This is a genomic window from Cupriavidus sp. DF5525 (assembly GCF_040149425.2).
Lineage (GTDB): Bacteria > Pseudomonadota > Gammaproteobacteria > Burkholderiales > Burkholderiaceae > Cupriavidus > Cupriavidus pickettii_A.
Genome location: NZ_CP168265.1, coordinates 1,515,310 through 1,538,012, shown reverse-complemented (window position 1 = coordinate 1,538,012; position 22,703 = coordinate 1,515,310). Strand labels below are relative to the sequence as shown.

Below are 22,703 nucleotides of genomic sequence, written 5' to 3'. Positions count from 1 at the left end.
AGGGGGCGCTGGCGCCTCCGTTGTTCCCTCTTCCCGATTCAACCGATTCAACCGGCCGTCCCAAGCCGTACCGCCATGACCCAGCCCCCTGCTTCCCTCGGCCAGTCCATCCTCGACCGTGCCGACCAGCTCGCCCGCTTCTCCGACATGGAAGGCGGCCTGACCTGCGCCTACCTGACCCCGGCCCACCGTGCCGCGCAGTCCCGGCTGGCACAGTGGATGGAAGCGGCCGGCATGCAGGTGCGCATCGACGCCACCGGCAACGTGATCGGCCGCTATGCCGCTGACCCGGCTGTGCAGGACGCACGCGTGCTGATGACCGGCTCGCATTTCGATACCGTGCGCAATGGCGGGCGCTATGACGGGCGCCTGGGCATTTTGCTGCCGGTCGCGGTGGTCGGCGCGCTCAATCAAGCCGGCATCCGCCTGCCCTACCACTTCGAGGTGGTTGGCTTCGCCGAGGAGGAAGGGCTGCGCTTCAAGACCAGCTTCCTCGCCAGCAGCGTGCTGGCGGGCCGCTTCGATCCGGCGCTGCTGGAGCGCCAGGACGCGGAGGGCATCACGCTGCGCGAGGCGCTGGCAGCGTCCGGGCTGCCCGGCGCGGGCGATCTGGCGGCCCTGCGTGCGGCGGCGGTCGATCCCGCCACGCTGCTGGGTTTTGTGGAAGTGCATATCGAACAAGGCCCGGTGCTGCTGCACCACGGCCTGCCGCTGGGCGTGGTCACGCAGATCGCCGGCAGCAGCCGCTTCCAGGTCAAGGTGGAAGGACTGGCCAGCCATGCCGGCACCACGCCGATGGGCATGCGCAAGGATGCTGCCGCGGGCGCGGCGGAAATGATCCTGCTGGTCGAACAGCGCTGCTCGGCGGCCCCCACGCTGGTGGGCACGGTCGGCCAGCTCCAGGTGCCCGACGGCTCAAGCAACGTGATCCCGGCGGCCTGCACCTTCTCGATGGATATCCGCGCGGGCGAGGACGGCATCCGCGAAGCAGCGATTGCCGATATCGTGGCCGGCATCAACCAGATCGCGCAGCGGCGCGGCCTGACCGCGCAGGTGGAACGCGTGCCGCCGGTCAACAACGCCCCGTGCGCGCGCTGGCTGATGGACCAGTTCGGCGCCGTGCTAAAAAAGCGCGGGCTGCAGGCCTTCGAGCTGCCCTCCGGCGCGGGCCATGACGCGATGATGATGCAGCGCATCACGGACATCGCCATGCTGTTCGTGCGCTGCGGCAACGGCGGCATCAGCCACAATCCGCTGGAGACGATCACGGCCGAGGATGCGCAACTGGCGGCGGAGGTGTTCGTCGATTTCCTGCGGCACTTCCAGCCGCGCGGCTGAAAGCCCGGGCGGCGCTCAGCCGCCCTGGTAGATGTCGCGCCCGAAGTCGTAGAGGTTCTTGCGCAGCTTGCGGCGTTCGTCCGGCGACAGCCGCGAGCCGCCTCGTTCTTCCCGGCGGCGCTCGGCCTCGCGCTGCTCGGCGCGATGGCGCTCGGCGCGGGCCCGCGCTTCGCGGTGGTTGTTGCCGGGGTCGCTGGCCTGGGCCGAGGGATGGCGCTTGAGGAGGTTGGCCATGCCGGCCGATTGGGCATGCACCGCCCCTGCGGCCACGAGCGCCAGCGCGGCCGCCGCCAGCGCAAGGCATGCGCCGGCGATACCATGCTGCGGATGCCCGTGCCGGGTTCGGTTCACTTTCATCGATAATGGCGGTCTTGGCTTCGGGAAACGCAGTCGTCATGGACTGCCTGAAGCCGGGGATTCAATACCCCGATCCTTACCCGTCTGGCGCTAGACCCTCTGCAAGCATCGCGCCAGCGCAGGCGTGGCAGCCTTGTCATTGCAGTGGATCATGCGGTGCAAATGCGCGGAAATCCAGCGCGCATGGTGCGCAAAAAGACGGATTGCGCAGTGTAATCGCACGATTGATGCACACTGGCATACTGCGGGGTAAAGTATGTAACGTTTTGTTAAGCCATTTTGAGCGAAAGCGATAGTCGCTAAGATACCGCCATGGAAAATACCAGCCACAAGATTCTTGTCGTCGACGATGACCCGCGTCTGCGCGATTTGCTGCGCCGCTATCTGGGCGAACAGGGTTTTACCGTGCTGGTGGCGGAAAACGCCACCGCGATGAACAAGCTCTGGCTGCGCGAGCGTTTCGACCTGCTGGTGCTGGACCTGATGATGCCGGGCGAAGACGGCCTGTCGATCTGCCGCCGGCTGCGCGGGGCCAATGACCAGACCCCGATCATCATGCTCACCGCCAAGGGCGAGGACGTGGACCGTATCGTCGGCCTGGAGATGGGCGCCGACGACTACCTGCCCAAGCCCTTCAACCCGCGCGAGCTGATTGCGCGCATCCACGCCGTACTGCGCCGCAAGGGCCCGGCCGAAGTGCCCGGCGCCCCGTCGGAAACGCCTGAGACCTTCGCCTTCGGCGACTTCGTGCTGAACCTGGCCACGCGCACGCTGACCAAGAACGACGAGGAAATCACGCTGACCACGGGCGAATTCTCGGTGCTCAAGGTGTTCGCCCGCCATCCGCGCCAGCCGCTGTCGCGCGAAAAGCTGATGGAAATGGCGCGCGGCCGTGAATATGAAGTGTTCGACCGCAGCCTGGACGTGCAGATCTCGCGCCTGCGCAAGCTGATCGAGCCGGACCCGAGCAACCCGCGTTTTATCCAGACGGTCTGGGGCCTTGGCTACGTCTTCATCCCCGATGGCGTGAAATAACCGATTACGGCCGCTGTTCCTATCGTGGCGACCGTTATCGGTAGAACCGCAACGCGGTTCTTTGGTTCGCTGTTCTGGCGAACCTTCATGCTTATCGCCCTGTTGCTGGCGATTTCACTGGGCATCTGGTTCCAGAGCTACCGGCTGTTCGAACGCGCCCCGCGCGCGCAGCAGATCGCCATGCAGGTGGTCAGCGTGGTCAAGCTGACGCGGGCCGCCCTGCTCTATTCCGACCCCGCGCGGCGCCGCTTCCTGCTGCTCGACCTGGTGCAGAACGAAGGCATCAAGGTCTATCCGCGCGAGAAGGACGACGACTTCGCCGCGCCCACCGCCAACCCCTTCCTGACCACGCTGGTACAGCAGGAGATCCGCAGCCGGCTGGGCGAGGACACCGTGCTCGCCACCACCGTCAACGACATCCCCGGCGTGTGGGTCAGCTTCGAGATCGAGGGCGACGACTACTGGGTGGCGATCAGCCCCGAGCGCTTCGAGCGCGTGCCCGGCATCCAGTGGCTGTGGTGGAGTATTGCCGCGCTGCTGCTGTCGATCATCGGTGCGGCCTTTATCACCGCGCGCGTCAACTACCCGCTCAAGCGCCTGGCCAACGCCGCGCGCGCCATCGGCGCCGGTGGCGACCCGCCGCCGCTGCCCGAGCGCGGCGCCAGCGAAGTGGCGCTCGCCAACCACAGCTTCAACCAGATGGTGCGCGACCTGCGCCAGCTCGACGACGACCGCGTGGTGATGCTGGCCGGCATCTCGCACGACCTGCGCACGCCGCTGACGCGCCTGCGCCTGGAAACCGAGATGTCGCCGATGGACACCCCCACGCGCGACGCCATGATTGCCGACATCGAGCAGATGGACGCGATCATCGGCCAGTTCCTCAACTACGCGCGGCCGCCGCTGGAAACCGTCGAGCCGGTCGACCTGTCGGCGCTGGTGCACGATGCCGTCGGCGTCTATGCCGCGCACGACGACGTGCGCGTGCACGTGCGCGCCAACGAGCCGGTAATGGCCGTGGCAAACCGCATGGAGGTGCAGCGCATCCTCGACAACCTGGTCGAGAACGCGCGCCGCTACGCCAAGGACGAGCAAAGCGGCATGGCCGTGGTCGAGATCTCCACCCGCGTCGACGACAAGGAAGCCGTGCTGACCGTGGCCGACCAAGGCAATGGCGTGCCCGACGGCCAGCTGTCGCTGCTGACGCGGCCGTTCTATCGCCTCGACAGTTCGCGCAGCGAGGCCAAGGGCGCGGGGCTGGGCATGTCCATCGTCAACCGCATCATGCAGCGCAACGGCGGGCGGCTGGTGCTGGCCAACCGGCCCGCGCCGGCGACAGGCCTGGTGGTCAGCGCCTGCTTCCGGCGCGCCTGACCTGCGGCGCCGCCGCGGTGGATACGGCGGCGCATTGCCAGCATCGGCGTGAATGCGTCGGGTTGAAGTCTCGGCAATCGTCACCAAGTTGCCATTTGCGGGCCCATCGCACATGGCATACTTGCCCTTCCGCACGGACGCCAGTCGTCCGATGCCGCGCGGCTGCTCATGCCGGGCTTCGCTCTATGCGTCACATGCTTTGCCTATCGGGCTGTTTGAGAATATCAATTAGCCCGGTGCCGGATGATGACGCATAATCACGTTTTGTCGCGGTGCACTGCAGCAAATGTAGTGCCGGTGCCCACGCCGGCACTACCGCAGCACCGCTCTCATCGCAACCGTATCAGGAGAAGTCTATGAAGACCGTTGGTGACAAGCTCGAAGCCTTCCACGTCGTCGGCGTCAAGCCGGGTTTCAACAATCACGAAGAGAACGGCCAGTCGGCTTTCGAAGACATCACCGAAAAGTCGTTCGAAGGCAAGTGGAAGATCATCTACTTCTACCCGAAGGACTTCACCTTCGTCTGCCCGACCGAAATCGTTGCCTTCGCCAAGCTGAACGGCGACTTCGCCGACCGTGACGCGATCGTGCTGGGTGGCTCGACCGACAACGAATTCGTCAAGCTGGCATGGCGCCGCGAACACAAGGACCTGAACAAGCTGAACCAGTGGCAATTCGCCGACGTGACCGGTTCGCTGATCGACCAGCTGGGCGTGCGTGACCACGCTGCCGGCGTTGCCCTGCGCGCGACCTTCGTCGTCGACCCGGACAACGTGATCCAGCACGTTTCGGTGAACAACCTGAACGTCGGCCGCAACCCGGATGAAGTCCTGCGTATCCTGGACGGCCTGCAAACGGACGAGCTGTGCCCGTGCAACCGTGCCGTTGGTGGCGCCACGCTGTAATCTGCTGTCCGTCGCCAGACGCCGTGGCGATCCGCGGAGGGCCCTGCCCTCCGCTCCAAAACCCGCTTGCGCGGGTTTTTTGAGCCCCGATCGATAGGAGAAATAAATGGAATTCCTCAGCACGATTAAGAATTGTATCCCCGATTACGCCAAGGACATCCGCCTGAACGTGGACGGCACCATCGCGCGCTCTTCGCTGGAAGGCAACGATGCGGTGGGCGTGGCGCTGGCGGCGGCATTCGCGGCGCAGAGCAAGGTGCTGGTGGATGCCATCCGCAATGCCGGCGTGCTCTCGCCCGAGGAAACCAACGGTGCGCTGACCGCGGCCGCGCTGATGGGCATGAACAACACCTGGTACCCGTACGTCGAAATGGCCGACGATCCGGACCTGGCCACCCAGCCCGCCGGCCTGCGCATGAACGCATATGCCACGCATGGCGGCGTGGACAAGCGCCGGTTCGAGATGTACGCGCTGGCCGCGTCGATCGTGGGCAAGTGCCATTTCTGCGTGAAATCGCACTACCAGCTGCTGAAGAACGAACAAGGCATGTCCGCGCAGCAGCTGCGCGACGTCGGCCGCATCGCCGCGGTGATCGTGGCGGCTGCCAACGTGATCGCAGCCCAGTAAGCCGTCTATAGAGCGCCCCCGCGCCTTCCCGGGGCCGTTGCGATACTCTTGCGCGGCCCCGTAGCACAGCAGCCGGCAGCTTCCCAGTGGGAATTGCCGGCTGTTCCCATCCCGCAACCGTGGCGGCGCCAGCGCTGCACTTGCGCGGCGATCGGCCTACAATCCAAGGCAGGACACGCACTGCACACCTGCCATGACCTTGCCTTCACCGACTTCTCCCCGCTTCCATTACCGCCTGGCGGCGGTGCACGACTGGGGCGATATCGCCGCAGTCACGCAGCAAGCCTATGGGCAGTATGAGCTGGACATCATGGAAGACTGCCGCGCCTCGTTCCAGCGTGGCATGCAGGCGGTGCTGGCGACCAGCAACCCGGACATGGAATGGTGGGTGGCCGAGACCGAGCACGGCATCATGGGCGCGGTGCTGTTCTGCCACCCGGGCGCCACGCTGCCGGCGCTGGACGGCAGCACCATCACGCTGACCCAGCCGGAAGCGCGGCTGCTGTCGGTCAGCCCGCAGGCGCGCGGCATGGGGCTGGGGCGCACGCTGATGCAGATCTGCATTCAGCGCGCGCGCGATATCGGCTCGCCCACGCTGCTGGTGCGCACCATGCCGGAAATGGCCTCGGCCAACCGGCTGTGCCAGCAGATGGGGTTCACCAAGCGCACCGAGGCCGGCGCGCGCACCGGCGCCATGGCGCGCCTGATCGACTACACCTACGCCATCACGCCGGAAGACGCCCCGGCGCCAGACGCAGGGCGTCCGTAGCTGCAGTTCAGTCCTGCACCCCGGTCACGGAAGCGCGCCAGACCAGCACCGCGGCCTGCGCCACGATGCCTTCCTGGCGCCCTTCGAAGCCAAGCTTCTCGTTGGTCTTGGCCTTGACGTTGCAGCGCCCCGGCGCCAGACCGAGGTCTTCAGCCAGGTTGGCCACCATCGCGCCGATATGCGGCGCCAGCTTGGGCGCCTGTGCGATCACGGTGGCATCCACGTTGCCGATTTCATAGCCCGCCGCGCGCACGCGGCGCGCCGCCTCGCGCAGCAACACGCGGCTGTCGGCACCGGCGAACTGCGCGTCGGTGTCGGGAAAATGGCGGCCGATATCGCCCAGCGCGGCCGCGCCGAAGAGCGCGTCGGTGACCGCGTGCAGCAGTGCATCGGCATCGGAATGGCCCAGCAGGCCGCGGTCGTGCGGGATTTCCACGCCGCCGAGGATCAGCTTGCGGCCGGGCACCAGCGCGTGGACGTCATAACCCTGTCCCACCCGGATATCGAAAGGCATCATGCGATTACGCTCCCTTACGCATTGTATGCGGCAAGGGCGCGGCGCCCTTGCCATCATCGCCCAGCAGCACTTCGGCCAGTGCGAAGTCCTCCGGGTAAGTCACCTTGAAATTGCGCAGCGAGCCGTTGACCAGCCGCGGATGCAGCCCCAGGCGCTCGATCGCGCTGGCTTCGTCGGTCACCACCGCACCGGCCGCCAGCGCGTCCTGCAGCGCCTGGCGCAGCACGCCCAGGCGGAACATCTGCGGAGTCTGCGCCTGCCACAGCCCTTCACGCGACACGGTGGAGCCGATGCGGGCGTCGCCCTGCGCGCGTTTCAGCGTATCGGGCACCGGCACCGCCAGGATGCCGCCGATGGCCGCATCCGGGTCGTCGTCGCCGTCGCTTTCCACCGCGCGCACCAGCGCGTGGATCATCGCCGGGGTCAGGCCCGGGCGCGCCGCGTCGTGTACCAGCACCCAGTCGGAGTCGGTCGCGCCGAGCTGGGCCAGGTGATGCAGGCCCGCCAGCACCGAGGCATGGCGCGTATCACCACCGACAAAGGCGGTATCGAAGCGCAGCCCGGCAAAGACGGCAGCACCGAAGCGCGATTCCAGCGGCATGTCGTCGGGCGCCAGCACCAGCGCGGTGGCACTGATGGCGTCGCACGCCGAGAATGCCGCCAGGGCGTACCAGATCATCGGCCGGCCGGCCACGGTCTGGTATTGCTTGGGGACGGCGCCGCCGGCGCGGCTGCCGGTACCGGCACAGGGAATCAGGGCAAAGCGGCGAGCGGACACGGCATCGGCATGGAGTGAAAGAGGCGCGGGCGCCTGCTGGCCAATGCGGCCAGCGGGGCAACCGGTGCGCATTCTATAATACGGCCCTTGCCCGTCGCCATGCCGCGCCAGCTTGCGCGGCAGGTGCAACGGGTGGCGCCCCCGCGCCTGCTGTACCCTTGCCGTACCCTGTCACGACCCCCGCCCGCAATGCCGGCGGGGTGTCGTCGTTTTGAACGCACGCTGCCGACATGCCTGACGCCACGCCCACCCTACCCTTCGTCAACCTGCCGCTGGTCAAGCCAGGCCTGCGCCACAGCGTCGCCGGCCTGCGCGGCTCGGCCGATGCACTGGCGCTGGCCGCCTACGCGCGGCAGCACCGCGAGCGCGTGCCAATGCTGGCGGTGGTGTGCTCCCACGCCGTCGACGCCCAGCGCCTGGCCGAGGAAATCCCCTGGTTTGCGCCGGAACTGCGCGTGCGCCTGCTACCCGACTGGGAAACCCTGCCGTACGACAGCTTCTCGCCGCACCAGGACCTGGTGTCCGAGCGCCTGGCCACGCTGCACGACATCCAGACCGGGCAATGCGACGTGATGCTGGTGCCGGCCACCACCGCGCTGTACCGGCTCGCCCCGCCCGCGTTCCTGGCGGCCTACACCTTCTTCTTCAAGCAGGGCGAGCGGCTGGACGAAGCGGCGCTCAAGGCCCAGTTCACGCTGGCCGGCTACGAGCACGTCAGCGCGGTGATGCGTCCCGGCGAATACAGCGTGCGCGGCGGCCTGATCGACCTGTACCCGATGGGCTCGGCGCTGCCGTACCGGATCGACCTGTTCGGCGACGAGGTCGAGACCATCCGCGCCTTCGATCCCGACACGCAGCGCAGCCTCTACCCGGTCAAGGAAGTGCGCCTGCTGCCGGGCCGCGAGTTCCCGCTCGACGAAGCCGCGCGCACCGCCTTCCGCGGCCGCTGGCGCGAGGTGTTCGAGGGCGACCCGACCAAGTCGACGATCTACAAGGACATCGGCAACGGCGTCCCGTCGGCCGGCATCGAGTACTACCTGCCGCTGTTCTTCGAGCACAGCGCGACGGTATTCGACTACCTGCCCGCCGACACGCAACTGGCCTTTGCCGGCAATGTCGATGAAGCCGTCCGCCGCTTCTGGGCCGACACCACGCAGCGCTACAACTTCATGCGGCACGACCGCGAGCGCCCGCTGCTGCCGCCGGCGGACCTGTTCCTGTCCGAGGAGCAGTTCTTCGTCGCCGCCAAGCCGATGGCGCGGCTGGTGCTGCAGCCAGAGCCCTCGGCGGACCAGCCGGTCTTCTCCGCCCTGCTGCCCGATGTCTCGGTCAACCGGCGCGCCGACGACCCGCTGGTCAACCTCGAAGCCCTGCTGCTCGACAAGCAGACGCGCGTGCTGATGTGCGCGGATTCCGCCGGCCGGCGCGAAACCCTGCTACAACTCTTTGCCGAAAGCGGCCTGCGCCCGCAGCCGGTGGACGACTTTGCCGCGTTCCTCGCAGGCGAAGCGCATTTCTCGATTGCGGTGGCGCCGCTGCAAAGCGGCTTCGCGCTGCCGCAAGCGCAACTCGCATTTGTCACCGAGGCCGAGCTGTACGCCGGCACCGCGCGCCGCGCCGGTCGCCGCAAGCAGGAACAAGCTACCGCCGTCGACTCGATGGTGCGCGACCTGGCCGAGCTGAAGATAGGCGATCCGGTGGTGCACAGCGAGCACGGCATCGGCCGCTATCAGGGCCTGGTCACGCTGGACATGGGCCAGGGCGACGAAGAATTCCTGCACCTGGATTACGACAAGGGCAGCAAGCTGTACGTGCCGGTGCATCAACTGCACGTGATCTCGCGCTATTCCGGCGCCGATCCGGATACCGCGCCGCTGCACCACCTGGGCTCGGGCCAGTGGGACAAGGCCAAGCGCAAGGCCGCGCAGCAGATCCGTGACACGGCGGCCGAGCTGCTGAACCTGTACGCGCGCCGCGCCTTGCGCGAGGGCTTTGCCTTCCCGCTCTCGCCCAAGGACTATGAGACCTTTGCCGAGAGCTTCGGCTTCGAGGAAACGCCCGACCAGGCCGCCGCGATCGCCGCGGTGATCGCCGACATGACCTCGGGCAAGCCGATGGACCGGCTGGTGTGCGGCGACGTCGGCTTCGGCAAGACCGAGGTGGCGCTGCGCGCCGCCTTTGTCGCGGTGCTCGGCGGCAAGCAGGTGGCGATGCTGGCGCCGACCACGCTGCTGGCCGAGCAGCATTTCCAGACGCTGTCGGACCGCTTTGCCGAATGGCCGGTGCGCATCGTCGAGCTGTCGCGCTTCAAGACCAAGAAGGAAATCGACGCGGCCATCAAGCAGATCAACGAAGGCACCGTCGACATCGTCATCGGCACTCACAAGATATTGTCCGACCAGGTCAAGTTCCAGCGCCTGGGGCTGGTCATCATCGACGAAGAACATCGCTTCGGCGTGCGCCAGAAGGAAGCGCTCAAGTCGCTGCGCGCCGAGGTCGACGTGCTGACGCTGACCGCCACGCCGATCCCGCGCACGCTGGGCATGGCGCTGGAAGGCCTGCGCGATTTCTCGGTGATCGCGACCGCGCCGCAGAAGCGGCTCGCGATCAAGACCTTCGTGCGGCGCGAGGAAGACGGCGTGATCCGCGAGGCCATCCTGCGCGAGCTCAAGCGCGGTGGCCAGGTCTACTTCCTGCACAACGAGGTCGAGACCATCGAGAACAAGCGCGCCAAGCTGACCGAGCTGGTGCCCGAGGCGCGCATTGCCGTCGCGCACGGCCAGATGCACGAGCGCGAGCTGGAGCGCGTGATGCGCGACTTCGTCTCGCGCCGCGACAACATCCTGCTGTGCACCACCATCATCGAGACCGGCATCGACGTGCCGACCGCCAACACCATCCTGATCCACCGCTCCGACAAGTTCGGTCTGGCGCAGCTGCACCAGCTGCGCGGGCGGGTCGGGCGCTCGCACCACCAGGCCTATGCCTACCTGCTGGTGCATGACGTCGATGGCCTGACCAAGCAGGCGCAGCGCCGGCTGGAAGCGATCCAGCAGATGGAAGAACTGGGCTCCGGCTTCTACCTGGCCATGCATGACCTGGAGATCCGTGGCGCCGGCGAAGTGCTGGGCGACAAGCAGTCCGGCGAGATCCACGAGATCGGCTTCCAGCTCTACACCGACATGCTCAACGCCGCGGTCAAGGCGCTGAAGGCTGGCAAGGAGCCCGACCTGATGGCGCCGCTGGCCGCCACCACCGAGATCAACCTCGGCACGCCGGCGCTGCTGCCCAACGACTACTGCGCCGACGTGCACGAGCGGCTGTCGCTGTACAAGCGGCTGGCCAATTGCGAGACCGCCGAGCGCGTGGACGATATCCAGGAAGAGCTGATCGACCGCTTCGGCCGCCTGCCGGCACAGGCGCAGGCGCTGGTGGAAACGCACCGCTTGCGCATCGCCGCCGCGCCGCTGGGCGTGCGCAAGATCGATGCGGGCGAGGCCACCATCAGCGTGCAGTTCGTGCCGAATCCGCCGGTGGATGCGATGCGCATCATCGACCTGGTGCAGAAGAACCGCCATATCAAGCTGGCGGGGCAGGACAAGCTGCGCATCGAGGCCAAGATGCCGGACGTGGCGGTGCGCGCGCAGACGATCAAGCATACGTTGCGGCAACTCGCGTAAGGATGGCGGCGGGCGCATGGACTCTGCGAGCGCCCGGGTGTAGCATCAAATCCTTAACAGGTTAGTGATAGCGCCCCCATGCACGCTCAAGCCGCCCCCGCCCGCCAGACCGCCTCCGAAGCCAAGCGCGGCAGCGCGCTCGAATGGACCCAGCGGCTGGTCGCGTACGACACCACCAGCCGGCATTCCAACCTGGGGCTGATCGAGTCGGTGCGCGATCATTTCCTGGCAAAGGGGCTGAAGCCACATCTGAGCTACAACCCGCAGCAGGACAAGGCCAACCTGTTCGTCACCGTGCCTGCGGCCAACGGCGCTACCAACGGTGGCATCGTGCTGTCCGGCCACACCGACGTGGTGCCGGTGGACGGGCAGGACTGGACCACCGACCCGTTCAAGGCGGTGATCCGCGACGGCAAGCTGTATGGCCGCGGCACCTGCGACATGAAAGGTTTTATCGGTACCAGCCTGTCGCTGCTGCCCGCCATCCTCGACGCGAAGCTGCGCGAGCCGGTGCACTACGCGCTTTCCTTCGACGAAGAGATCGGGTGCATGGGCGCGCCCTATTTGCTGGCCGAGCTGCGCAACCGCGGCGTGACGCCCGGTGGCTGCATCGTCGGAGAACCGACCAGCATGCGCGTGATCGTCGCGCACAAAGGCATCAACGCCTATCGCTGCTGCGTCAAGGGCCAGGCCGCGCACTCGTCGCTGACGCCGCGTGGCGTCAATGCGATCGAATATGCCGCGCGCCTGATCTGCTTCATCCGTGATATCGCGGATGAATTCAAGGCCAACGGTCCGTACGACCAGGCCTTCGACGTGCCCTATACCACCGCGCAGACCGGCACCATCCAGGGCGGCATCGCGCTGAACACCATCCCGGCGCTGTGCGAGTTCGTGTTCGAGTTCCGCAACCTGCCTGGGGTAGATCCGGAAGCGATCTACGCGCGCGTCCATGCGTATGCCAATGACGTGCTGCTGCCGAAAATGCGGGCCGAGCATGCCGATGCCGACCTGACGCTGAGCAAGATCGCCGCCGCGCCGTCGCTGGACGTGGCCGAGCAGGCAGCGATCACGCAACTGGTGCGGGCGCTGACTGCGGACCGTGACACCAACAAGGTGGCCTACGGCACCGAAGCCGGGCTGTTCCAGCGCGCCGGCATTCCGGCCGTGGTGTGCGGCCCCGGCGATATCCAGCAGGCGCACAAGCCTGACGAGTTCGTCGCGCTCGACCAGCTGGCCGCGTGCGAGGCCTTCCTGCACAAGGTGGTCGACAGCCTGCGCGTGACTGACTGACTTCATCGACCCCGCCTTGCGCCCCTCTCCCGCGGGCGAGGGGAAAAACCGACAGCTTTTGCCGGCACGCTGCAGTCTGGCGTGCCGTTGCACTGCCAGCATCAAACCAACAACAACGAAGGAGATCCTGCATGGCTGTCCGTCACACCGCATCCCGTTCCACCGCCCGCTTTGCCCTCGCTGGCCTGGCCCTCGCCACCGGCCTGCTCTGCAACACCGCGCAGGCCCAGGCGCAAGCCACGCCCGCCGGCGCCGAAACCCTGCACGCCCAGATCGAATCCCGCGCCAAAGCCGTCGAAGCCCAGCTGATCGCCTGGCGCCGCGATATCCACCAGCACCCGGAACTGGGCAACTACGAGACCCGCACCGCGAAGCTCGTGGCCGACCACCTGCGCAAGCTCGGCATGGAAGTGAAGACGGGCGTGGCCAAGACCGGCGTGGTGGGCGTGCTCAAGGGCGGCAAGCCGGGCCCGGTGGTGGCGCTGCGCGCCGACATGGATGCGCTGCCGGTCAAGGAACGCGTGGACGTACCGTTCGCGTCCAAGGCCAAGGGCCAGTACCTGGGCAAGGAAGTGGACGTGATGCACGCCTGCGGCCATGACACGCACGTGGCAATCCTGATGGCGACCGCAGAAGTGCTGGCCGGCATGAGGGACCAGTTGCCGGGCACGGTGAAATTCATCTTCCAGCCCGCCGAGGAAAGCCCGGCGGACTTCGAGCCCAACGGCTCCAACACGTGGGGCGCCAAGCAGATGGTGTCCGAGGGCGTGCTGGACAACCCGAAGGTCGACGCCATCTTCGGGCTGCACGTCACCAGCGGCATCGAATCCGGCAAGTTGGGCTGGCGCAGCGGCGCCTCGATGGCCGCGGCGGACCAGTTCTGGATCGACGTCAAGGGCCGCCAGACGCACGGCGCGCGGCCGTGGGGCGGGATCGACCCGATCGTGGTCGCGTCGCAGATCGTGATGGGCCTGCAGACCATCCAGAGCCGGCAGGTCAACGCCATGCTGGAGCCTTCGGTGATCACCGTGGGCACCATCCACGGCGGCAACCGCATGAACATCGTGCCGGAAAAGGTCGAGATGATGGGCACGGTGCGCACCTATGACGAAGGCATGAAGAAGGACATCCATGCCCGCATGAAGCGCACCACCGAGGCCATTGCCAGCAGCGCCGGCGCCGAGGCCAACTTCCGCGTGGTCGAGCTGTACAACGCGACCATCAACCAGCCTGCGCTGACCGACAAGATGGCGCCAACGCTGATGCGCGTTGCCGGCGACGGCAACTGGATGATCACACCCAAGGCCACCGCCTCCGAGGACTTCTCGTTCTACCAGGAGAAGGTGCCGGGGCTGTTCTTCAACCTCGGCGTGACGCCCAAGGGGCAGGATGTGAACAAGGCGCCGTCCAACCACTCGCCCGAGTTCTATGTGGACGAGCCGGCGCTGATCAACGGCGTGCGCGCGCTGTCCAGCCTGACAGTGGACTATATGGTGATGGCGCAGCGCTGAGCGGTTCGCCCGGTGCGGGCCGGCGGGGCTACAATAGCGATTTTTCCGCTTGCAGCCCCGCGTTGCCGCCACGCCGCCATGCGGCGAGCGCCCGATCCTCTTCTGTCATGCCCCTGATCCTCCAGAGCACCGCCCCGCTTTCCGCCGCCGACCTCGACACCGTCCGCACGCTGGCCCGCGCCTCCGAACTGGTGCCGCGCAGCGACACCGTGGCTGCCGCCGAGGACTGCGCGCCGCTGACGCCGGCGCTGCGCGATGCGCTGGATGACTTCTGCGGCCCGCGCGCGATCGACTGGGCAGTGGTGCCGGCCGGGCGCCGCCTGTCGGACTTCCGCCTGGTGGCGATGGACATGGACTCGACGCTGATCACGATCGAGTGCATCGACGAGATCGCCGACTTCTGCGGGCTCAAGGCCGAGGTCTCGGCCATCACCGAAGCCGCCATGCGCGGCGAGATCACCGACTTCAACGAAAGCCTGCGCCGCCGCGTGGCGCTGCTCAAGGGCCTGGACGCCAGCGTGCTGGACCGCGTTTATGAAGAACGCCTGCGCCTGTCCCCGGGCGCCGAGCGCATGCTGCAGACCGTGCAGGCGCTGGGCCTGCGCACGCTGCTGGTGTCCGGCGGCTTCGTGCATTTCACCGAGCAGCTCAAGGCGCGGCTGAAGCTGGACTTCACCCGCGCCAATACGCTGGAAATCGTCGACGGCAAGCTGACCGGCAACGTGGTCGGCGAGATCGTCAATGCCGACGTCAAGGCCCGCACCGTGCAGGAAGTCTGCGCGCAGATCGGCGCCACGCCGGACCAGGCCATCGTCATGGGCGACGGCTCCAACGACCTGAAGATGATGGCGGTGGCCGGGCTGTCGGTGGCCTTCCGTGCCAAGCCGGTGGTGCGCGCGCAGGCCAGCGTCGCCTTCAACCACGTTGGACTGGACGGCCTGCTGGCGCTGTTCCCGCACTGATCCATCGGGCAAGGTTCGCCCCGCGGGGCGAGCCGCCACGCCGCCGAGCGCAAGCGGCACGGTCAGCCATTCGCAACCTCGGCTGCCCTCCCGATGTGACGAATACCCCTGTTTCCGCCAGGCCCCGCCACAATCCGCTTGCGCGCCAAAATGCGAATCATTATCATTAATGTTTTGATTCGCTGACATTTCCCCATGCAAGTTCTGGCCGCCCTCCTCGGGCTGGCAGCGGCGGCGTGCCTGTACCTGGCCTCGCCCAACCAGGTCCTGCTGCCGACCGGCGCGGTCGCTCAGCCGCGCGTATTGGGCTGGCTCGGCCTGCTGCTGGTGATCCTGAGCACCTGGCTGTGGAGCACCACTGACAGCTGGGCCGTCGCCATTGCCGCCACGCTGGCGACAGTGCCGTGCGCCCTGTCGGCATGGCCATTCGTCGGCATCTATGTCGACCGCAGGCGCCAGGCGGCGCGGAGGCAACGGGCATGAGCGCGGTCCCGACCACAATCGGCACCAAATGGCTGGCCGGCACGCTGCTGGGGCTGCCGCTGGCGGTGGCGCTGTGCACGCTTGCAATCCTGTGGCTGCCGGGAGGCTGGGAAACCGGCTTGGTGGCTGCCGTGGCGGCCTGCCTGCCGGTGTGGGTCGCCATCATCAGCTGCAGCCTGCTGTTCCGCTCCAGCGCCTCCGCATGGCTGTGGCTGGGCGGCGCCAACCTGCTCTGCTTCGGCACGCTGTGGGCGCTGCGGCTGGCCGGCATGGCACCGGCGGCGCTGAAGGCCATGCAGGGCCTGCCCACCACCTGAGATCGCCGTCATGAAAACCGCAACCCTGCGCCTGTACCAGACACTCCATACCTGGGTCGGCCTGATGGCCGGCTGGGCCCTGTTTATCGCCTTCTTTGCCGGCGCTGTCACCGTCTTCCACCACGAACTGCACGTGTGGCAGTCGCCGTCGCGGCTCAAGGGCAATGTGCCGGTCGAGGCCAAGGCCGAGCCGGCCGCGGTCGACCGCGTTATGCAAAAGCTGGTGACGATCCATCCGGAGGCCGCCGCCAGCGCCTACGTGATCATGCCGTCCGAGGGCGAGCCCAATATCTCGGCCTACTGGCAGGACAAGGCCGGCGAGTGGCAGATGACCACCGACGCGCGCCTGGCCGGCGACGCCGCGATGCAGCGCGATACCTCGCGTGACCAGGTGATCGGCGAGCTGTCGGCCTTCCTGAACAGCCTGCACTACTCGCTCGGCATCCCGGTGGGCGGCATCTACTTCATGGGCGCGATCTCGGTGCTGTACGGACTGGCGCTGGTATCGGGCGTGCTGCTGCACCTGCCGCGCCTGAAGAAGGACCTGTTCGCGGTGCGCCCGGGACGCAACCTGAAGCGCTTCTGGATGGACACGCACAATGTGCTGGGCTTGTTCAGCCTGCCCTTTCACCTCATCTTTGCCATCACCGGCGCGCTGTTCTGCCTGTCGCTGGTGCTGATGATGGTGTTCAACACGCTGACCTTCGACGGCCGCCTGTTCGAGGTGGTGCCGCGCAACACCACCGCGGTGCCGGAAGTCACGGCGGCCGGCCGCGCAGTGCCGACTATGCCGACCGAGGCGCTGGTAAAGATCGCCCGCGAGCACGGCGGCGAGCGCTTCACCCCCGAGTCGTTCCGTTTCCAGCGCTACGGCGACGCCAACGCCGTGGTCGAAGTGCGCGGCACCAGCACGCAGGCGCTGGGCAATCTGGGCTCGGTCGGCATCCATGCCGCCAGCGGCGAGCCCAACGCCGGCCAGCTGACAGCCAACCAGACCGCGGGCGCACGCGACGGCAACCACGGGCTGCACAGCGCACTCTATGCACTGCATTTCGGCACCTTCGGCGAACTGCCGGTGCGCCTGGTCTACCTGCTGGCCGGGCTGGCGGGCGCCTTCCTGTTCTATTCGGGCAACCTGTTGTGGATCGAGTCCCGCCGCAGGCTGCGCCAGGCCGAGCAGCCGCGCGTGCACCGCCTGCTGGCGCAGGCCACGGTGGGCGTCTGCATCGGCTGCTGCATCGGCGTGGCGCTGTGCTTCCCGGCGGCGCTGCTGTGGCCCGGGCGCGCGGTCAGCTACACGTACTTCACGGTGTTCGCCCTTGCCTGTGCGTGGGCGCTGCTGCGCCCGCCGGTGCGCGCCGCGGTCGAACTGCTTTGCGTGGCCGCGCTGGCCTCACTGACCGTGCCGCTGTCGAATGCGATCCTGACCGGCGACCACCTGCTGCACGCGATCCTGAGCGGGCACTGGATCATCGCCGGCTTCGACATCGGCGCGATCGCGCTGGCGGTGGGCTATGTCGCGCTGGCGCGTGCCACGCAACGCCGGGCGCGCAGCGGCCCCGCGGAGTCGGTATGGGCGCTGCCGCGCGCGGCACAGGCCACCCGGGCCACCCAGGCCGCCGCCAAGGCGATGCCGAGGGCTGACACGCCCTGAGCCGCACCAGCACCGCAATGCAAAACGGACGCCGCGGCGTCCGTTTTGTCTTTGGGTCGGCGGCAAGCCGGTCGCTGCCCTACACTACCTGAGCCCCACCACAGAGAGCCCGACTGCCATGGAATCGACCTTCCACCAGTTTTCCGAACTATTCGCCCAACTCGGCCTGCCGTCCGATGAGGCCAGCATCCGCAGCTTTATCGGCACGCACGCGCCGCTGCCCGATGATGTCGAGCTGGCCGAAGCGCCCTTCTGGACGCCCGCGCAGTCCGCGCTCCTGAGCGACGAGCTGCTCGACGACGCCGACTGGGCCGAAGTGGTCGACCAGCTCAACCTGGCGCTGCGGCAACCGACCTAGCTGGCAAGCTGCGTCTCCATCGCCTGGCGCAGGTCGGCGATCAGGTCGCGCGTGTCTTCCAGGCCGATATAAAGCCGCACCAGTTCGCCGGTGTCCTGCCAGCCGGCCGGTGGCCACGTGCCCGCCGGGCGCATGGTCGGCACGTGGTACGGCACCGCCAGGCTGTGGGCGCCGCCCCAGGACCAGCCGATCGCGAACAGCTGCAGCGCCTCGACAAAGGCATCCACCTGCTTGCGCGAGTAGCGCGCGCGCAGGATGATCGCGAACAGCCCGCTCGCGCCCGTGAAATCGCGCCGCCAGTTGGCATGCCCGGGGCAGTCTGGCAGCGCGGGATGCAGCACGCGCGCCACCTCCGGCCGCTGGCACAGCCACTCGGCCACCTCGCGCGCGGCGCGGTCATGGGCGGCGAGACGCACCGGCATGCTCGGCAGCCCGCGCAGCACCAGGTGGCAGTCGTCGGCGGACACGCCCCACCCCATCAGCATGCGGGTGCGCCTGAGGCGGTCGTGCAGTGCATCGTCGCGCGTCAGCACCGAGCCCATCAGCACGTCGCTGCCGCCGGACTGGTATTTGGTCAGCGCCTGCACCGAGATATCGATGCCCTTGTCGAACGGACGGAAATAGACGCCGCCCGACCAGGTATTGTCGATCGCGGTCAGCACGCCGCGCGCCTTGGCCGCGGCCACCATGGCAACGATATCGGGCACTTCCATCGTCACCGAACCCGGCGACTCCAGCCAGATCAGGCGCGTGTTGGGGCGGATCAACGCGGCGAAGCCGGCGCCGTCCATCGGGTCGTAGTAGCGCACGCTTATGCCGAAGTCGCGCGCCAGCCATTCGCCGTGGTCCCGATTCGGGCCATAGACGTTGTGCGGCACCAGCACGTCGTCGCCGCTCTTGAGCAGCGCGAAGTACACCAGCGAGATCGCCGCCAGCCCGGACGGCTGCAGCAGCGTGTGGCGCGCGCCTTCGATCAGCGCCAGGTGTTGGCACAGCGCCTCGCTGGTCGGGGTAGCGTGCAGGCCGTAGCGCCAGTACGTGGTGGCGCCATCGCCCTGCGCGCGCAGTTCAGCCAGGTTGCGGAACACTACGGTCGAGCCGCGGTGCGTGGCGGGAGAAAATGAGGCAAAGCCGGGCGCGATCTCCAGCTCGGGCTGGACTGCGACGGTCTGCAGGTAATGGGGGCGGGACGCGGGCTTGTCGGATGGCGAATCGGACACGGCGGATTCCTTGCTGGTGCCGTCCGGACGGCGCAATACCGCCAGGGCTTCGCGCGGGCCGGTCAGCAATGAGACGGGATGAGCCTTCGAGCTTACCAGCAAATGCCGGCCGCGCCACCGGCAATCGTGGCGACCCGCACCGCAAGCAGGGTTACCAACCGGAAATCGAGGACTTCGGCGGCGGCGGCGCGTAGGTGACGCCGCTGTTGGGCGTCATGTCGAACGGGGGAATCACCAGCACGCCCAGCGGCCGGATAAAGAACGGCAGCACGATGGCCGGGTTAAAGGCGTCGGTCCAGGTGCCGCGCACGGCGCCGCTGGCGTCGATATTGCCCTCCCAGTTGCCCGACACGCGCTTGCCGTCGTCGGATTCTTCCATCAGGAAGGCACCGTTTTCCCACTCGCCGGCCAGCAGCCGGACACCTGCGCCGCGGCCGGTGTATTCGCCGCGCACGCTGTCACGCTCGTCGGGCTTGGGGCCCAGGCGCAGCCGCACCGGCTGGTCGCCGACCTTGCCAACGTAGACCGGCAACGATGAATATTCCGAACGGGGCGCCAACGGTTTGGGCGCCCCGGTGGACAATGAAGCGCCGCGCCGGGCTTCGCCATCGCGGATGGCCTGGTTGATGCCCAGGCCTTCCCCGCCGCCTGACGCCGTTCCCACAGGACCGGTCGACAACTCGGTGTCAGGCGCCGCCTGCGCCGCACCCGCCAGGGCGAACACGGCAGCCAGGGCCGGAATGGTCTTTGTCAGCAAAGCCAGGCGCAAGGCGTACCTCAGATCCGTTCGAAGATGGCGGCAATGCCCTGCCCGCCGCCGATGCACATCGTCACCAGCGCGTAGCGGCCCTGCACGCGTTGCAGCTCGTGCAGCGCCTTCACCGTAATCAGCGCACCGGTGGCGCCGATCGGGTGGCCCAGCGAGATGCCCGAGCCGTTCGGGTTGACCTTGGCCGGATCCAGGCCGAGCGCCTTGGTCACCGCGCAGGCCTGCGCGGCAAAGGCCTCATTGGCTTCGATCACGTCCAGGTCCGACACCTGCAGGCCGGCACGCTCCAGCGCGATCTTGGTCGCCGGCACCGGGCCGATGCCCATGGTCTTGGGGTCGACGCCGGCATGGCCGTACGACACCAGGCGCGCCAGCGGCTTCAGGCCGCGGCGCTCGGCTTCGGCGCGCTCCATCATCACCACCGCGGCGGCGGCGTCGTTCAGGCCCGAGGCATTGCCGGCCGTAACCGTGCCGTTCTCCTTGACGAAGACCGGACGCAGCTTGGTCATGTCGTCCATGGTGGCGTCATGGCGCACGTGCTCGTCAGTGTCGAAGGTGACATCGCCCTTGCGGCCCTTGGTCACCACCGGGACGATCTGGTCCTTGAAATAGCCGGCCTTGATCGCGGCCGAGGCGCGGCGGTGCGACTCCAGCGCGGCCTCGTCCTGCTGCGCGCGCGAGATGTCGTATTCCTTGGCGACGTTCTCGGCGGTCACGCCCATGTGGATGCGGTGGAAAGGATCGTGCAGCGCGCCCAGCATCATGTCGACCAGGCCGGCATCGCCCATGCGGGCGCCCCAGCGGGCCGCCGGCGCCAGGTACGGCGCGCGGCTCATGCTCTCGGCACCGCCGCCGATGGCCACGTCGGTATCGCCCAGCAGGATGGTCTGCGCGGCACTGATGATGGCCTGCAGGCCCGAGCCGCACAGGCGGTTGACGGTCAGGGCGGGTGCGTTGGTCGACACGCCGCCGTTGACGGCCGCGACGCGGCCCAGGTACATGTCGCGGGGTTCGGTCTGGATCACGTTGCCGAACACCACATGGCCGACGTCGTCGCCCGACACCTGGGCGCGGGCCAGCGCCTCGCGCACCACCAGCGCGCCCAGTTCGGACGGCGCCACGTCCTTCAGGCCGCCGCCAAAGGTCCCGATCGCGGTACGAACACCGCTCACCACTACGACTTCACGCGTCATGACTTGTCTCCAGGGGGGGTTATGTTGCACCGCACAGTATAGCGGGACGCCGGAGGAATCGAACGACCGTACTTTTACCTATTCGACTGCTCGGTTCAGACTTCGCCCCACAGGTCGTGCCCGTCGGCACCGGTGATCTTCACGTCGACGAATTCGCCGGCGCGATAGCGCTGCGAGGTGCGTTCCGGCGGCGCGATATAGACCAGGCCGTCGATCTCGGGTGCATCGGCGGAGGAGCGGCCGATGCCGCCATCCTGGTTGAGCTCGTCCACCAGCACGCGCAGGGTCTGGCCGACCTTGCGCTGCAGGCGGCGTGCCGACACTTCCTCGGCCACTTCCATGAAGCGCGCACGACGTTCCTCACGCACCTCGTCGGGCAGCGCGCCCGGCAGGTCGTTGGCCGTGGCGCCCTCAACCGGAGAGTAGGCAAAGCAGCCGACGCGATCCAGCTCGGCCTCGGCGATAAAGTCGAGCAGCGTCTGGAACTCGGCCTCGGTCTCGCCGGGAAAGCCTGCGATAAAGGTACTGCGGATAGTCAGCTCCGGGCAGATCTCGCGCCAGGCGCGGATGCGGTCCATGGTCTTCTCGGCATTGGCCGGGCGCTTCATGCGCTTGAGCACGTCCGGATGCGCATGCTGCAGCGGCACATCCAGGTACGGCAGCACGTGGCCCTGCGACATCAGCGGGATGATCTCGTCGACGTGCGGGTACGGGTACACATAGTGCAGCCGCACCCAGGCGCCGTACTGCGCCGCCAGTTCGCCCAAAGCTGCCACCAGTTCAGTCATGCGGGTCTTGAGCGGGCGGCCGTTCCAGAAGCCGGTGCGGTACTTCACGTCTACGCCGTAGGCGCTGGTGTCCTGCGAGATCACCAGCAGTTCCTTGACGCCGGCCTTGAACAGGTTCTCGGCCTCAAGCATGACCTCCGCCACCGGGCGCGACACCAGGTCGCCGCGCATCGACGGGATGATGCAGAACGAGCAGCGGTGGTTGCAGCCCTCGGAGATCTTCAGGTAGGCGTAGTGCTTGGGCGTGAGCTTGATGCCGGCCGCGGGGACCAGGTCGGTAAACGGGTCGTGCGGCTTGGGCAGGTGCGTGTGCACCGCCTGCATTACCTCGCCCAGCGCGTGCGGGCCGGTCACGGCCAGCACCTTCGGGTGCACCGAAGACACGATGTCGTGACCCGCGGCATCCTTCTTGGCCCCCAGGCAGCCGGTCACGATGACCTTGCCGTTCTCGGTCAGTGCCTCGCCGATGGCATCCAGGCTCTCCTGCACGGCCTCGTCGATAAAGCCGCAGGTGTTGACCACGACAAGGTCGGCGCCGTCATAGGTGCCGCTGATGGCGTAGCCCTCGGCGCGCAGCTGGGTGATGATCTGCTCGGAGTCGACCAGGGCCTTGGGGCAGCCAAGCGAAACGAATCCCACACGCGGACTATGGTCTTTCTGGGTCGTTGATTCTGAAGGGTTTTTCACAGTGCAATCCGAATGTGGGGCAAGCGGGCGGGACATGGCCGCCAGGATTTAAGCCAATCAAACATTTTAACCGTTCGCCATGATTTC

21 protein-coding genes are annotated in these 22,703 nt (G+C 67.4%); 14 read left to right on the top strand and 7 right to left on the bottom strand.

Annotation, left to right across the window (positions count from 1 at the left end; genetic code table 11):
* Positions 1 to 75 precede the first annotated feature (75 nt).
* On the top strand, positions 76 to 1,338 hold the full coding sequence (locus tag ABNX08_RS07315; protein ID WP_022534524.1) for a Zn-dependent hydrolase: 1,263 nt from the start codon (positions 76 to 78) through the stop codon (positions 1,336 to 1,338).
* A 15-nt stretch (positions 1,339 to 1,353) separates the two neighbouring features.
* Here ABNX08_RS07315 and ABNX08_RS07310 read toward each other — a convergent pair whose 3' ends face one another.
* Positions 1,354 to 1,695 carry a hypothetical protein gene (locus ABNX08_RS07310; protein WP_022534523.1) on the bottom strand — a complete coding sequence of 114 codons (342 nt, stop codon included), beginning with the start codon at positions 1,693 to 1,695 and terminating at the stop codon, positions 1,354 to 1,356.
* A 312-nt stretch (positions 1,696 to 2,007) separates the two neighbouring features.
* Between ABNX08_RS07310 and ompR the strand changes: the two genes are divergently transcribed.
* From ompR to ABNX08_RS07285, 5 genes are all read left to right on the top strand, one after another.
* Positions 2,008 to 2,730, top strand: a complete 723-nt coding sequence (ompR, locus tag ABNX08_RS07305; RefSeq protein WP_010810107.1) for a two-component system response regulator OmpR — start codon at positions 2,008 to 2,010, stop codon at positions 2,728 to 2,730.
* A gap of 24 nt (positions 2,731 to 2,754) precedes the next feature.
* Positions 2,755 to 4,104: an ATP-binding protein gene (locus ABNX08_RS07300; protein WP_022534522.1), complete on the top strand. Its 1,350-nt coding sequence runs from the start codon at positions 2,755 to 2,757 to the stop codon at positions 4,102 to 4,104.
* Positions 4,105 to 4,460: 356 nt separating this feature from the next.
* Positions 4,461 to 5,009, top strand: coding sequence for a peroxiredoxin (locus ABNX08_RS07295; RefSeq protein WP_022534521.1), 549 nt, complete (start codon positions 4,461 to 4,463; stop codon positions 5,007 to 5,009).
* Between the two features lie 106 nt (positions 5,010 to 5,115).
* Positions 5,116 to 5,637, top strand: a complete 522-nt coding sequence (locus ABNX08_RS07290) for a carboxymuconolactone decarboxylase family protein (protein ID WP_022534520.1) — start codon at positions 5,116 to 5,118, stop codon at positions 5,635 to 5,637.
* A gap of 193 nt (positions 5,638 to 5,830) precedes the next feature.
* Entirely contained in the window at positions 5,831 to 6,406 is a 576-nt protein-coding gene (locus ABNX08_RS07285) for a GNAT family N-acetyltransferase (protein ID WP_022534519.1), read from the top strand.
* A gap of 7 nt (positions 6,407 to 6,413) precedes the next feature.
* Here ABNX08_RS07285 and ispF read toward each other — a convergent pair whose 3' ends face one another.
* Together ispF and ispD are read right to left on the bottom strand one after the other, a co-directional pair.
* On the bottom strand, positions 6,414 to 6,923 hold the full coding sequence (gene ispF, locus ABNX08_RS07280; RefSeq protein ID WP_022534518.1) for a 2-C-methyl-D-erythritol 2,4-cyclodiphosphate synthase: 510 nt from the start codon (positions 6,921 to 6,923) through the stop codon (positions 6,414 to 6,416).
* Between the two features lie 4 nt (positions 6,924 to 6,927).
* The gene (gene ispD / locus ABNX08_RS07275; protein ID WP_022534517.1) at positions 6,928 to 7,773 is read right to left on the bottom strand and encodes a 2-C-methyl-D-erythritol 4-phosphate cytidylyltransferase; all 846 of its coding nucleotides are present in this window, start codon (positions 7,771 to 7,773) and stop codon (positions 6,928 to 6,930) included.
* A 158-nt stretch (positions 7,774 to 7,931) separates the two neighbouring features.
* Here ispD and mfd point away from each other — a divergent pair, with 158 nt between their 5' ends.
* The 8 genes from mfd to ABNX08_RS07235 all read left to right on the top strand — a co-directional run bounded on the left by mfd (position 7,932) and on the right by ABNX08_RS07235 (position 17,959).
* A complete protein-coding gene (gene mfd, locus ABNX08_RS07270) occupies positions 7,932 to 11,381 on the top strand; it encodes a transcription-repair coupling factor (protein WP_022534516.1) in 3,450 nt (1,149 codons plus the stop codon).
* 78 nt (positions 11,382 to 11,459) lie between these two features.
* On the top strand, positions 11,460 to 12,674 hold the full coding sequence (gene argE / locus ABNX08_RS07265) for an acetylornithine deacetylase (protein ID WP_022534515.1): 1,215 nt from the start codon (positions 11,460 to 11,462) through the stop codon (positions 12,672 to 12,674).
* Between the two features lie 131 nt (positions 12,675 to 12,805).
* Complete coding sequence (locus tag ABNX08_RS07260) at positions 12,806 to 14,185, top strand: amidohydrolase (RefSeq protein WP_022534514.1); 1,380 nt, start codon at positions 12,806 to 12,808, stop codon at positions 14,183 to 14,185.
* Between the two features lie 107 nt (positions 14,186 to 14,292).
* Positions 14,293 to 15,147 carry a phosphoserine phosphatase SerB gene (gene serB / locus ABNX08_RS07255; protein ID WP_022534513.1) on the top strand — a complete coding sequence of 285 codons (855 nt, stop codon included), beginning with the start codon at positions 14,293 to 14,295 and terminating at the stop codon, positions 15,145 to 15,147.
* A 195-nt stretch (positions 15,148 to 15,342) separates the two neighbouring features.
* Entirely contained in the window at positions 15,343 to 15,630 is a 288-nt protein-coding gene (locus tag ABNX08_RS07250; RefSeq protein WP_022534512.1) for a hypothetical protein, read from the top strand.
* Positions 15,627 to 15,947, top strand: a complete 321-nt coding sequence (locus ABNX08_RS07245) for a hypothetical protein (RefSeq protein ID WP_022534511.1) — start codon at positions 15,627 to 15,629, stop codon at positions 15,945 to 15,947. Before ABNX08_RS07250 ends, ABNX08_RS07245 begins: the two co-directional genes overlap by 4 nt.
* 10 nt (positions 15,948 to 15,957) lie before the next feature.
* Entirely contained in the window at positions 15,958 to 17,601 is a 1,644-nt protein-coding gene (locus ABNX08_RS07240; RefSeq protein WP_022534510.1) for a PepSY domain-containing protein, read from the top strand.
* Between the two features lie 118 nt (positions 17,602 to 17,719).
* Positions 17,720 to 17,959: a DUF2789 domain-containing protein gene (locus ABNX08_RS07235; RefSeq protein WP_022534509.1), complete on the top strand. Its 240-nt coding sequence runs from the start codon at positions 17,720 to 17,722 to the stop codon at positions 17,957 to 17,959.
* Here ABNX08_RS07235 and ABNX08_RS07230 read toward each other — a convergent pair.
* The 4 genes from ABNX08_RS07230 to rimO form a co-directional block, all read right to left on the bottom strand.
* Positions 17,956 to 19,179: a cystathionine beta-lyase gene (locus ABNX08_RS07230; protein ID WP_041681334.1), complete on the bottom strand. Its 1,224-nt coding sequence runs from the start codon at positions 19,177 to 19,179 to the stop codon at positions 17,956 to 17,958. The two genes, ABNX08_RS07235 and ABNX08_RS07230, sit on opposite strands and share 4 nt — an antisense overlap.
* A gap of 151 nt (positions 19,180 to 19,330) precedes the next feature.
* A complete protein-coding gene (locus ABNX08_RS07225; RefSeq protein ID WP_022534507.1) occupies positions 19,331 to 19,948 on the bottom strand; it encodes a hypothetical protein in 618 nt (205 codons plus the stop codon).
* A gap of 8 nt (positions 19,949 to 19,956) precedes the next feature.
* Positions 19,957 to 21,141 carry a beta-ketothiolase BktB gene (bktB, locus tag ABNX08_RS07220; RefSeq protein ID WP_022534506.1) on the bottom strand — a complete coding sequence of 395 codons (1,185 nt, stop codon included), beginning with the start codon at positions 21,139 to 21,141 and terminating at the stop codon, positions 19,957 to 19,959.
* Between the two features lie 95 nt (positions 21,142 to 21,236).
* Positions 21,237 to 22,616: a 30S ribosomal protein S12 methylthiotransferase RimO gene (rimO, locus tag ABNX08_RS07215; RefSeq protein ID WP_022534505.1), complete on the bottom strand. Its 1,380-nt coding sequence runs from the start codon at positions 22,614 to 22,616 to the stop codon at positions 21,237 to 21,239.
* Positions 22,617 to 22,703 lie beyond the last annotated feature (87 nt).